Raw genomic sequence first — 12,328 nt, forward strand, 5'->3', positions numbered from 1 at the left:
GGGATCGCTCGCGTAGGAGCCCACCCTGTGGGAGACGCCGTTCGCGGGAAGCGACATGTCTTGCGGCGATTTCGCGAAAGATGTCGCCCACAGGGTGGGCTCCTACGACGGCGGTGCTTTCGTGGGTGGAGGCTACTTTTCGCGGGCGGCGGCGCGGGCCGCGCGGAGGGCCGTCAGCTTTTCGCGGAGCTTGAGCTCGAGGCCGCGGTCGACGGGTTCGTAGAAAGTCGTGCCGACGAGTTCGTCGGGGAGGCAGACCTGGTCGAGCGCAACGCCGCCTTCAGCATCGTGGTCGTACTGGTAGCCCTGGCCGTAGCCGAGGCCTTTCATCAGCTTCGTCGGTGCGTTACGCAGGTGCATGGGGACGTCGAGCGTGCCCATCTGCTTCACCACGGCCTTGGCCTTGTTGTAGGCCATGTACGCGGCATTGCTCTTCGGCGCAATCGCCAGCCAGATGGCGAGCTGTGCAAGGCCGAGTTCACCTTCGGGGCTGCCGAGGCGTTCGTAGGTATCCCACGCATCGAGCGCCATGCGCCACGCCCGCGGTTCGGCAAGGCCGACGTCTTCCACCGCCATGCGGGTCATGCGCCGGGCGAGGTAGAGCGGATCGCAGCCGCCATCAAGCATGCGGGTAAGCCAGTACACCGCGGCATCGGGGTCGGAGGAGCGCACCGATTTATGCAGCGCCGAGATCTGGTCGTAGAACTGCTCGCCGCTCTTGTCGAAGCGACGCGTGCGGTCGGCGAGCACCTGTTCCAGCGTGGCGTCGTCGATCTTGCCGCCATCGGCGAGTTCGCTGGCGATTTCCAATAGCGTGAGCGCGCGGCGCACATCGCCATCGGCGGCCGATGCGATCAGTTTCAGCGTCGCGTCGGCGACATCGAGCTTGAGTTCACCGAGGCCACGCTCGGTGTCGTCCAGCGCACGGCGCAGCGCGGCCACGATGTCGTCGGGGCTCACCGCATCCAGCACGTGCACGCGGCAGCGCGAGAGCAACGCGGAGTTCAGTTCGAACGAAGGGTTCTCGGTGGTCGCGCCGACGAAGATGATGACGCCGCGTTCGATGTACGGCAGGAACGCATCCTGCTGCGCCTTGTTGAAGCGGTGCACCTCGTCCACGAACAACACGGTGCGACGGCCCTGGGCGAAGTTGCCTTCCGCCTCGGCGAGTGACTTGCGCACATCGGGCAGACCGCTCATCACGGCGGAGATCGCGCGGAAATCGGCGTCGGCGTAGCGCGCGACGAGCAGCGCGAGCGTGGTCTTGCCGCATCCGGGCGGCCCCCACAGGATCATCGAATGCACCCGCCCCGCTTCCAGCGCGCGGCGCAACGGCTTGCCCTCGCCCACCACCCGCTGCTGGCCCACGATCTCATCGAGACCGCGCGGGCGCATGCGCTCGGCAAGGGGCTTCAGGGCTTCGGGTTCGGCGAACAGGCCGGGGGAGGAATAAGACGGCATGACGCCATTATCGCGCGTTTGACCGTGCGTTGCCGGTGATGCCACGCCGTAGGAGCCCACCCTGTGGGCGACGCCGTTCGCCTTAACGCCGCAGGCCCCGTGGTTCTTTCGCGAAAGATGTCGCCCACAGGGTGGGCTCCTACGGGGTTACGGGTCTTCTGGGGGCGGGGGCGGCTTGCGTAGCAAGGTCGCGGCCATGCCTACCACCAGGGCGGCGCCTAGCAGGAGCACGATCCACAGCAGTGGGCGGGTCCAGTCGAAGGGGGCCTGGGTGGTGAGGGCCTTGTCGCCGGCGAGGGTGTGGCCGGGGCCGAGGGTCACCCGCTCGGGGCGCCAGGCGGCGCCGTTGCGGGTGCGGAGCGCGGCGATGGCGTCGTCGACCGGCCATGCCGCGCGGCGGGCGGCGGCACTGCCGACCGGCAGGCGATACGGCGGGGTGCCTTCCGGAAGGAACACGAAGCGATCCGGACGCCAGCCGACGCTGAGCTTCGGCGGGCTGCGCAGCGAAGTCGCGGAGTGCAGGCGGATCAGCTCGCGGCGCTGCGGGGAGACACCGAGCGGGCGGGTGTCATCCTGGCCCGGCGTCACGACGATCGTGCCCAGGTTGTCGCCGCTCACCGCGCCATTCACCGAAATCACTTCGAGCCGGGCGACGCTGTCGCCACTGCCGAGCGTGACGCGGATCGCGCTGACCGGCAGCGCGGCAGGCAGCTTGTAGTCGTAATTCATGCCACCGCCGCTGACATCGGCGCTGGTGTTGGCGACGTCCAGCCACGTACGTTTCGCTTCGTCGCGGGCGGCGGCATCGACGACGCTGCCGGAGAGCGTGATCTTCGCGCCCTCACCCCACGGCGCATCGTCGCCCTGCGTACGCACGCGGTAGTAACGCGCGGCGGGGCCATCGAGCTTCACCACGCGCGCATCCACGGAACCATCGCCGTGGCCGAGCGTGACGATGGACGCACCCGCGACACGCACCTGCCAGTCCTGCAGGTTGTTGCTCGCATCGATATCGACGCTGAGTTTCACGTCGCCCTGCGTGGGCGGGAATTCCAGGCGTTCGGCGGCGATCGCATGGCGCGCGTCGAACAGCCACTCGTGCACCTTGCCGGTCGCCGCGGCGGCGCCGGGCTCGATCAGGATGTCACCCGTGGTGGTGCGGCGGATGCTGGGCCCTGCCACGCCATCGGAGCCATTCGGCACGGGAAGCAGTGGCGCATCCAGCGTCAGCGGATGTGACGTGGGTGCTGCAGCCTTGTACGGACCGGCCGCGACTTCGCGACCCTTGGCGTCCACGACCACCACGTCGGCAAGGCCAGCGTCGGGGCGTGCCCACGCATAGGCTTCCTGCGGCAGTTCGAGCAGGTAGGCGCTCGCGCCGGTCGGCGCATTCACCGGCCAGCCGTAGGCGTAGAGCGGTTCATCGCCGGCGTGCGCCGGTGCGAGGGCCGCGGAGAGCGCGGCCACGTAGATCACGAACAGGCCGATGCGTCCATCACGGCGCATGCTTTGACTCCGGAGCATTTGATATTGCCTGCCTTGGCGGTGCGGGTGCGAGGTAACCAATGACCGTGCAGAGCAGGCCATAGGCGATGAAGGATGCGATGCCGAACAGGTTGCCGAGGTGGCCGCGATCGATGAGCAGGAGCTTGGCCAGCACGATCGCCATGCATGCGGCCCCCGCCATCCACAGCAACCGTTGTCCCCTGCGCGAGCCCAGCACCCAGGCGACGACGCCTGTCACGCTCCACACCACCGTAAGCCACAATTCGGCCAGGCTGGAGGCAGGCATGTGTTCATCCCAGGGCACGCCACCCAGATGATGCACGGCGCGCAGGGTCATGCTGGTGGCGATGATGAAGAACGCGACGGCGAGCACCGCCGGGCGCACGGACCGCCAGCCTGCGGGGGTCTCGTGATCCCACAGCGCGCGGGCGAGCAGCCCGAACACCGCGACGAGCACGAGTTCGACCGGGTTGAGCACCGGGATGAAGGGCAACGGGCTCGGATTCCCATCGATCGTGAGCGCGAACGCCCCGATCAAAAGGCTCAAGACCAGGCCACCAATACCCACCACGCGACGGATGCCCGCGGCATGCATGCTGAGTGGCGGCGTGATCGCGCGCGGCCACCACAACGCGAGCTTCGTGACGAGCAGCGTGGGTGCGACATAGGCGATCAGCAGCCAGCCATCGCCCACGGTCGGGCGGAAGCCGAAGGCGATATGCGTGGCCGTGTAGATCAGCGCGAGCCAGCGGACCCACCACAGCGTCTGCGCGGTGATCGCGGCCACGTCGTGCGTAGCGATGGCGCGCAGGGTGAACCAGCCGGTCACCGCCGCGACGACCACGGCGACGAGCGGCCAGCCTTCGAAGACCTGGATGTCGTATGCATCGGCATACGGCGCCATCGCCGCGGTGACGCCCAGGGCCAGCGGCGCCGACCAGGCGAGCATCAGGCCGAGGTCGAGCTTGCGCGCGCGGCCGTTCATCACTGCCAGCACCAGGCCGGTAACCGCCAGCAAGGCCATCCAGCCCGCCCAGCGCTCGCTCTCGGCCTGGACGAACGTATAGAGCTCGCCGGTGACCCCGAACAACCACCACGCGACACTCCACACGAGCAGCCACACCCGCACCAGGCTACCCACGCCCTTCGACGTGCTGTGCCGGTCGTACTGCCACAGGCAGGCGACGCCGCCGGCGGTCATGAGCATCGCGCTCAGGAAGTAGGCGTTGAGGAACGGCGTCTTCAGGTAATGGGTGTTGAAGAAATCGGCCGCGCCCCACGCAACTGCCGCGAACACCTGCAGCGCCAGGCCCGCCCAGCGCGACAGGCGCCGCTGCTGGCGGAAGCCCAGCCAGACGAGGCCGGCGCCTTCCAGCGCGAACACGCACGCGGTGACACTGGCGCTCAGTGCGAGTGGCACGGCAAGCGTCGCGAACGCGACCGCCAGCACCGCCCAGGTCTCACGCAGCAGGCGCATGTCCTCTCGCTTGCGCACGGCGAACGCGATGGCGACGTACAGCGCCGCGGCGATCAGCGTCGACACCGCCAACGGCATGGGCCGCCAGTCGAGCAACGCGCCCTGCAGCAACAGGCTGACGATGGGCGTGCCGAACATCAGGCAACCATCCAGGATCGCGCGATCCGGCCGCGGCGAGCGCAGCACGTGCAGCCAGGGCACGGCGACGTAGAGCAGGAAGAACAGCACGAGGAACGGCTCGGTGCTGCCGAAGAATTCAGGGCGATACGCCAGCACCCCCCACGCGGTGCCGACGCCGAACGTGCCGACGAAGCCGAGCACGTTGAGGATCCGCCAGGCCTTCTTCCACGCGATACCGAGGATGCCGAGGTTGAGCACCGCGTAGTACGAGAACAGTGCGACGTGGTTGCCCTGCCCGCTCGACGCGATGATCGGTGCCGCGAAGCCGGCGATGAGGCCGAGCACGGCCAGCGCAAGCGAATCCTGCAGCACCGCGAGGATGCCCATGCAGCCCACGAAGATCACGAGCAGCACGAACGTCGGCAGCGAATCGATCAGGCCGTACAAGCGATAGGCGGCGAACACCGTCATCACCAGCACACCCAGCGCACCACCCTGCAGCGACAGGGCGAACGAACGGCGCGTATCGCGCTGCATCCAGCCAAACACCACGCCGGCGATGGCAGCGATCGCCACGATGCTGAGCCGTACCGAAATCGGTACGTGCAACAGGCCCTGGTCGGCGGCGTACTTGAGGAAGGCCGCGATGCCGGCGAACAGCACGAGCATGCCGACCTTCACCGGCACGTTGCCCTCGGTGAACCAGCGCTTCGCGGTGTCGACCAGACGCTCGATGGCCGACGGGCCTGCAGGCTCGGCCGGTTGCCACGCGGGTGGTGGCGCCGGAGGCCGGGCCGCGGGCGGAGGTGCCTGCGAGGCGGGCGGGTACGCGCCGCGTTCGTCGGGCGGCAGCGATGCGGAGGCCGGTTGTGGTCGCAGTGGCGGTGGCTCGGGCCGGGTCGTCGACACGGAGGCCTGAGGCGTCGCCGACGAAGCCGCCGGCCTCGGGGTGTCTGGCCAGGCCTGGTAGGCATCGGCCGGCTGGTCCGGAATATCTGCCCGGCCAGCGGGCGCGGCCGGTGCAGACGCACCGGGCACCCGGGCGATACCTGCCTGCGCACGTAATTCATCCAGCTCGCGCCGCGTATCCAGGAGACGCGACCAGAGCACGCCAATGGCAAGCCCGGCGACGGCCCCGGCAAAACTCTGCCCGACCACCCCGCCGATGATGGCGCCCACGATAGCCCACAGTGCAACCATGCCCTTGCCTACCCCCAACACATCCCATGTCTTGAAGCAGAGTCTTGCACGAAACCGAAGCCCCGCAACAAGCGGCGCGCTGGCGGTAGGAGCCCACCCTGTGGGCGACGCCTTTCGCGGGAACCCAACCCGTCTTGCGCGTTACCGCGAAAGATGTCGCCCACAGGGTGGGCTCCTACGGGGTGACGGCTTGGGTTACTTGACGCCCTGGGTCTGGATCACCGGGGCGTCGCCGATCACGTCGGTGCCCTTGGGCGGCGTGAAGGTGAAGGTGTCCGCGGGAATGGCGGTGTTCTTCTGCCAGCCGGTGAACTGGATCTTGGTGGTGTTGCCGAGCTGGTCCTTGAACTCCATGCGGGCCAGGCCGGTGGCGTCGAAGCCGAGGTCGGCGAAGTCGAACGCCGGGTCCTTCGCGGTCGAGGACAGCCGCAGCCACTGCATGCCGTCGTGCTCGCCCTGCTCCGCCACCTTGAAGAAGCCCTTGTCGAGCTGCGACAGGTCGGTCAGCACGGTGAGCGGGCTCTGCGCTTCCTCGCTGCTCTGCTTGCGCACGGTGACCTGCTCGAGGTCCGGGTCGTACAGCCACACGCGGCTGCCATCGGCGACGATCGTCTGCTTAGACGGCGCCAGCACTTCCCAACGGAACTGCCGCGGCGCCTCCAGCGACACCACGCCGGTGGTCGTCTTGCCCGGGCCACCGTTCACATCGAACAGGGTCTGGCTGAAGCGGCCGGTGAGCGAGTGCAGGCCCTTGGCGAAGGCATCCAGCCGCTCACGCGCCGGGCCGGTCGCGGCCAAGGCAGGCAGGCTGAGCACGAGCAGCGACGCGGCGAGCAGGAAACGTTTCATGGATAAGGTTCCGTAGGGCGAGTGGCTTCGATACGTCCGGGCAGTGCGGCGATTGTCAGCGATCGGTCTCGAACAGCGACTTAAGCATATCGATGGCCTCACCCGGCGAGATTTCGCCGGACTCCATCTTCTCGCTGATCTCGGCAATGGCACGCCCATCGCGGTGCCAGTACGGCGCGGCGCGGGTCGCCACATGGGCGGGCCGGGCTTCCTGGCCGAGCACCACGATTTCTGCCAGCTCACCCTGCTCGGCGAAGATGACCTCGAGCGCGTCATCAACCTCGGCGGTGTGACCGGCCGGGTACTCGCGCACGATGGTGCAGGCGCGGCCATCGGCGGCACGCAGTTCCAGGCCCGGGATCGACGGGTTGAGTTCGAACACCACCTCGACCTCGTCCAGCACCTCGCGGGTGGGCGCCAGGTCGCCGGTAACGAGCAGGCTCCAGGGGCGCTGGCGTAGCGCGCCCGGCTTTACAGCGTTCATGCGGGTTAATCCTTGGGAGGCGGCGGCGCCAGTACTTCGCGGTTGCCGTTGTGCTGCGGCGCGCTGACGATGCCATCCTGCTCCATCTGCTCGACGAGGCGGGCGGCGCGGTTATAGCCAATGCGCAGGTGGCGCTGCACGCCGGAGATGGAGGCGCGGCGCGTCTCCGTCACCACGCGCACGGCGCGGTCGTACAGCGCGTTATCGCTGTCGCCATCGCCGTCGGCTTCCTGCGGCAGGCCGCTTTCATTGATGATCTTGCCATCGGACGTGCTCTGCACTTCCTCGAGCACGCCCTCGATGTACTGCGGCGCACCCTGCGCACGCAGCCACTCGACGACGTTGTGCACCTCGTGGTCATCCACGAAGGCGCCGTGCACGCGTTCGGGCGTGGCCGTGCCGGGCGGCAGGTAAAGCATGTCGCCGTGGCCGAGCAAGGCCTCGGCGCCCGACTGATCAAGGATGGTGCGCGAGTCGATCTTCGACGACACCTGGAACGCGATACGCGTAGGGATGTTCGCCTTGATCAGGCCGGTGATGACGTCGACCGACGGGCGCTGCGTCGCGAGGATCAGGTGCACGCCGGCGGCGCGCGCCTTCTGCGCCAGGCGGGCGATGAGCTCTTCGACCTTCTTGCCGACGATCATCATCATGTCGGCGAATTCGTCGATGATGATGACGATATGCGGCAGCGGCTCCAGCGGCTCGGGGCCCATGCTGGGCATATCCGGGTTGGCGCGGAACAGCGGATCCAGCAGCGGCTGGCCGGAGGACTCGGCGTCCTTCACCTTCTTGTTGAAGCCACCGAGGTTACGCACGCCCACCGCGGCCATGAGCTTGTAGCGGCGTTCCATCTCGGCGACGCACCAGCGCAGCGCGTTGGCGGCTTCCTTCATGTCGGTGACGACCGGCGCCAGCAGGTGCGGGATGCCTTCGTAAACCGAGAGCTCCAGCATCTTCGGATCGATCATGATCATGCGCACATCCTTCGCGCTGCTCTTGTAGAGCAGGCTGAGGACCATGGCATTCACCGCCACCGACTTACCCGAACCGGTGGTACCGGCGACGAGCAGGTGGGGCATCTTCGCCAGATCGGCCACGACGGCCTTGCCGCCGATGTCCTTGCCCAGGGCGAGCGCCAGCGGCGACTTCACCTGGTCGTAGCGCTCGGATTTGAGGATCTCCGAGAGGTAGACGATCTGCTTCTTGGTGTTCGGGATTTCCAGGCCGATGACGTTCTTGCCCGGGATGACGTCCACGACGCGGACGCTGACCACGGAAAGGCCGCGGGCGATGTCCTTGTCGAGGCTGGAGACCTGGCTGCCACGCACGCCGGCGGCGGGCTCGAGTTCGAAACGGGTAATGACCGGGCCCGGGTACACGCCGGCCACGCGGGCTTCCACGCGGAAATCGCGCAGCTTCAGCTCCACCTGGCGGGACAGCACCTCAAGCGTTTCCTCGGAATAGCCCGGGCCCTGCGGCGGGGCTTCATCCAGCAGGGACAGCGGCGGCACTTCGCCATCCATCGATGCGCCGGTGAACAGTGGGATCTGGTTTTCGCGGACGGCGCGGTCGCTCTTCACGACCATGGGCGCGGGCGTCTCGATGCGCACCGGCTCGCGCTTGGCCTGCTTCACCGCCTCGGCCTTTTTCACCACCTCGCGCTCGGCGCGGGCGGAACGGGCGGCCATGACCTCGGGGGCCTGGCGCACCTTGCCGCCGAACCAGCCGCCCATCTTCATGACGAGCTCGCCGGTGGCGTCCATCAGCTTGAACCACGACAGGCCGGTGGCCAGCGTGATCGCGATAAGGCACACCGCCAGCAGGAGCAGCGGTGCGCCCTTGTCGCCAAACGCATTGTGCAGGCCGTGGCCCACCCACTTGCCGACGATGCCGCCCGGGCCTTCCGGCAGGATGGGCGAATCGACGTTCAGGTAGATGAGGGCCGGAGCCGTGATGAAGAAGAACACGAAGCCGATCAGCCGCAGGGAAGGTTCCCACGGCTGGACGTTGCGCTCGCCACGGTGCCGGATGACCTGGATGCCCAGGGCAAGCAGGAGCAGCGGAAAGAAGTAGGAAACGAGCCCGAAGATGTACCGGAGCAGGTTGGCGATGTTCGCGCCCACCGCGCCACCGAAGTTGGTGGCGTGCTCGGCCACGCCCATGTGGCCCCAGCTGGGATCCTGGTCGTTGTAGCTGAGCAGGCATACCAGGAGGTACAGGGCGAGCGGGAGCAACAGCAGTGCCCCCGCTTCACGGAGCCGGCGCTTGAGCTCCTCGCTCAAGCCCGGCTTTTAGGCCTTGGGCTGGGCCCGGGCCGGTTTCTTAACCACTTTCGCGCTGCGCGCCACTTAGCGAACCACTCCGGCTTCGGTGCGGGGCATCATGCCATGCCCTGAAGCGCCGGGTGCACCAGCTTGCCGCCTTCCACGTTGATACCGGCGGCCAGCGGGGCGTAGTCGCGCCACTCGTTGCCGGCGGCCAGGCGCTGCACGTACGGCAGGATGGCGGCCGAGATGGCGGTCGACGAGGTCTGCGGCACGGCGCCCGGCATGTTGGTCACGCAGAAGTGCGTCACGCCGTGGACGGTGTAGGTCGGTTCCTTCCAGGTGGTCGGGCGCGAGGTCTCGAAGCAGCCGCCCTGGTCGATCGAGATATCGACGAGCACGGAGCCCTTCTCCATGGTCTTGACCATGTCCTCGGTGACGACGCGCGGGGCCTTGGCGCTGGGGATCAGCACGGCACCGACGACGATATCGGCGTTGCGGACTTCCTCGGCCACCGACGACTCGTAGGCGTACAGGGCGGTGACGTTGGGGCCCAGGGCCATCATTTCGGCCATGCGGTCCGGACGCTTGTCGAACACCACCACGTTGGCACCGGCCTGGGCGGCCAGGGCGGCGGCGTTGCCACCGGCGGCGCCGGCGCCGAGCACCACGACCTTGCCACGCGGGGTGGAGGCCATGCCGCCGAGCAGCTTGCCCTTGCCGCCGTTCGGCTGGTGCAGGAGCGTGGTGCCGATCTGGGTGGCGATGCGGCCGGCGATGACCGACATCGGCAGGAGCAGCGGCAGCGCGCCGTTCTCGTCCACCGACTCAAAGGCGACGCCGGTCAGGCCGATATCCAGCAGGCTCTTGGTGAGCGCCGGCTCAGCGGCCAGGTGCAGGTAGCAGAACAGCAGGTGGTGCTTCTTAAGGAGCTTGAGATCGCCCTCGATTGGTTCCTTGACCTTGACGATCAGCTCGCCCTTCTCGTACACGGCGGCCGCATCGGCCACCACGGTGACGCCGAGTGCCGAATAGTCGGCATCCGAGTAGCCACTCTTGGTGCCGGCGCCGGCCTGGATGAACACTTCATGGCCACGGCGGACGAGGTCGGCGGCGGCGGCCGGGATGAGGGCCACGCGGCCTTCAAGGGTCTTGGTTTCGGAGGGGATACCAATGCGCATCTTAGGGAAGATCCTGAAAGTACAGAAATAAGCCCCCATGTGGGGACATGGGCGGCCACCGGCATGTAGCGAATGTCTTGAATCGCACCCCCGTCTTCCCCATTCTTCCGGGTCGACGCAATCTCGCGGAACCTCGACACGGCTTCAGCTTCCTGCCGCAAGAGGCGAGCGGTACGAATGAAACAGCCGCAGCAAACCTGAAGGATTATACATGAGCACCCCCAAGCACAGCCGACTGCTTATTCTCGGCTCCGGCCCGGCCGGCTACACGGCCGCCGTTTACGCGGCGCGCGCCAACCTGAAGCCGATGATGGTCACCGGCCTGCAGCAGGGTGGCCAGCTGATGACCACCACCGAGGTGGACAACTGGCCGGGTGACGAAAAGGGCGTGCAGGGTCCGGAGCTCATGCGCCGCATGGCCGAGCACGCCGAGCGGTTCGAGACCGAGATGGTCTTCGACCACATCCATAACGTGGACCTCAACAACCGCCCGTTCCGCCTGAAGGGCGACGGCGGCGAGTACACCTGTGACGCCCTGATCATCACCACCGGCGCCACCGCCAAGTACCTGGGCATCGCCTCCGAGGAGAAGTTCAAGGGCCGCGGCGTCTCCGCCTGCGCCACCTGCGATGGCTTCTTCTTCCGCGAGCAGGACGTGGTCGTGGTCGGCGGCGGCAACACCGCCGTGGAAGAGGCCCTGTACCTCTCCAACATCGCCCGCAAGGTCTACCTGGTCCACCGCCGCGACAAGCTGCGCGCCGAGAAGATCCAGCAGGACAAGGTGTTCGAGAAGGCCGCGGCCGGCAAGATCGAGCTGATCTGGAACAGCCAGGTCGATGAGGTGCTGGGCGACGACTCCGGCGTGACCGGCGTGCGCGTGAAGGACGTGAACACCGGCACCAAGCGCGACCTCGATGTCCAGGGCTTCTTCGTGGCGATCGGCCACACCCCGAACACCGACATCTTCGATGGCCAGCTCGACATGAAGGATGGTTACATCCAGATCCAGTCCGGCCTGTCCGGCATGGCCACCGCGACCTCGGTCCCGGGCGTGTTCGCCGCGGGCGACGTAGCCGACCACGTGTACCGCCAGGCGATCACCTCGGCCGGCTTCGGCTGCATGGCCGCGCTGGATGCGGAACGCTGGCTCGATACGAACCACAAGCTCGACTGATGGAACCCCGGCCCCGCGCTGCCCACGGCACGCGGGGCCTTTCGTCATGAACGACGTCCGCTTCCTGCAGGGCCTGCGCGATGTCCCCCCCGCTGACTGGGACGCGCTCATCCCCGATGGCAACCCCTTCGTTTCCCATGCGTTCCTGCACGGGATGGAGGCGAAAGGCTGCCTGCGCGAAGACTACGGCTGGGCGCCCTACCACCTCGCCATCTACGACGAGGGCCGCCTGGTCGCCGCCGCACCCACCTACCTGAAGGGCAATTCGCACGGCGAGTTCGTCTTCGACTGGAGCTGGGCCGCTGCCTGGGAGCGTGCCGGCGGGCAGTACTACCCGAAGCTGCTGGTCGCCTCGCCCTACTCGCCTGTGCCGGGCCCGCGCCTGCTGGTACGCGAAGGGCCGCTGGCCGACGTCTACCGCAACCAGCTCACCGCCGCGCTGGTGGACGAGGCTGACCGGCTCAAGCTCTCCTCGATCCACGCCAACTTCCTCGCTCCCGCCGACCTGCACGCGTTCGACGACCGTTGGCTCGAGCGCGCCGACTACCAGTTCCACTGGCACAACCAGGGCTACGGGTCGTTCGACGATTTCCTCGCCGCGCTCACCGC

9 protein-coding genes are annotated in these 12,328 nt (G+C 67.6%); 2 read left to right on the plus strand and 7 right to left on the minus strand.

Translation table 11 applies throughout. From position 1 onward, the window contains the following. Positions 1-132: 132 nt before the first annotated feature. The 7 genes from ACTHLF_RS17215 to ACTHLF_RS17245 form a co-directional block, all read right to left on the minus strand. A complete protein-coding gene (locus ACTHLF_RS17215) occupies positions 133-1,461 on the minus strand; it encodes a replication-associated recombination protein A (protein WP_440328877.1) in 1,329 nt (442 codons plus the stop codon). 147 nt (positions 1,462-1,608) lie between these two features. Beyond that, on the minus strand, positions 1,609-2,967 hold the full coding sequence (locus ACTHLF_RS17220) for a DUF3999 family protein (RefSeq protein WP_440328878.1): 1,359 nt from the start codon (positions 2,965-2,967) through the stop codon (positions 1,609-1,611). Then, on the minus strand, positions 2,957-5,764 hold the full coding sequence (locus tag ACTHLF_RS17225; RefSeq protein WP_440328880.1) for a DUF2339 domain-containing protein: 2,808 nt from the start codon (positions 5,762-5,764) through the stop codon (positions 2,957-2,959). Before ACTHLF_RS17225 ends, ACTHLF_RS17220 begins: the two co-directional genes overlap by 11 nt. Positions 5,765-5,959: 195 nt before the next feature. Next, positions 5,960-6,613, minus strand: coding sequence for an outer membrane lipoprotein chaperone LolA (lolA, locus tag ACTHLF_RS17230; protein WP_440328881.1), 654 nt, complete (start codon positions 6,611-6,613; stop codon positions 5,960-5,962). 55 nt (positions 6,614-6,668) lie between these two features. After that, on the minus strand, positions 6,669-7,097 hold the full coding sequence (locus ACTHLF_RS17235) for a hypothetical protein (RefSeq protein WP_440328883.1): 429 nt from the start codon (positions 7,095-7,097) through the stop codon (positions 6,669-6,671). Positions 7,098-7,102: 5 nt separating this feature from the next. Then, the gene (locus tag ACTHLF_RS17240; protein ID WP_440328885.1) at positions 7,103-9,382 is read right to left on the minus strand and encodes a DNA translocase FtsK; all 2,280 of its coding nucleotides are present in this window, start codon (positions 9,380-9,382) and stop codon (positions 7,103-7,105) included. Positions 9,383-9,480: 98 nt separating this feature from the next. Next, positions 9,481-10,545 (minus strand): alanine dehydrogenase, encoded by a 1,065-nt coding sequence (locus ACTHLF_RS17245; protein ID WP_440328887.1) that lies wholly within the window; start codon positions 10,543-10,545, stop codon positions 9,481-9,483. Positions 10,546-10,756: 211 nt separating this feature from the next. On the opposite strand from ACTHLF_RS17245, the gene trxB reads away from it, so the two are divergent. Next, positions 10,757-11,719: a thioredoxin-disulfide reductase gene (gene trxB, locus ACTHLF_RS17250; RefSeq protein WP_440328889.1), complete on the plus strand. Its 963-nt coding sequence runs from the start codon at positions 10,757-10,759 to the stop codon at positions 11,717-11,719. 46 nt (positions 11,720-11,765) lie between these two features. Further along, a partial coding sequence (locus ACTHLF_RS17255; protein WP_440328891.1) for a peptidogalycan biosysnthesis protein occupies positions 11,766-12,328 on the plus strand: 563 nt, incomplete at its 3' end.

The sequence above is a fragment of the Luteibacter sp. genome (assembly GCF_051958795.1).
GTDB lineage: Bacteria > Pseudomonadota > Gammaproteobacteria > Xanthomonadales > Rhodanobacteraceae > Luteibacter.

What these genes read in the sequence shown, in the direction of transcription:
- ACTHLF_RS17225 (WP_440328880.1), bottom strand. Translation starts at nt 5,764, where the DNA reads ATGGTTGCACTGTGGGCTATCGTGGGCGCCATCATCGGCGGGGTGGTC.
- ACTHLF_RS17215 (WP_440328877.1), bottom strand. Translation starts at nt 1,461, where the DNA reads ATGCCGTCTTATTCCTCCCCCGGCCTGTTCGCCGAACCCGAAGCCCTG.
- trxB (WP_440328889.1), top strand. Translation starts at nt 10,757, where the DNA reads ATGAGCACCCCCAAGCACAGCCGACTGCTTATTCTCGGCTCCGGCCCG.
- lolA (WP_440328881.1), bottom strand. Translation starts at nt 6,613, where the DNA reads ATGAAACGTTTCCTGCTCGCCGCGTCGCTGCTCGTGCTCAGCCTGCCT.
- ACTHLF_RS17245 (WP_440328887.1), bottom strand. Translation starts at nt 10,545, where the DNA reads ATGCGCATTGGTATCCCCTCCGAAACCAAGACCCTTGAAGGCCGCGTG.
- ACTHLF_RS17235 (WP_440328883.1), bottom strand. Translation starts at nt 7,097, where the DNA reads ATGAACGCTGTAAAGCCGGGCGCGCTACGCCAGCGCCCCTGGAGCCTG.
- ACTHLF_RS17220 (WP_440328878.1), bottom strand. Translation starts at nt 2,967, where the DNA reads ATGCGCCGTGATGGACGCATCGGCCTGTTCGTGATCTACGTGGCCGCG.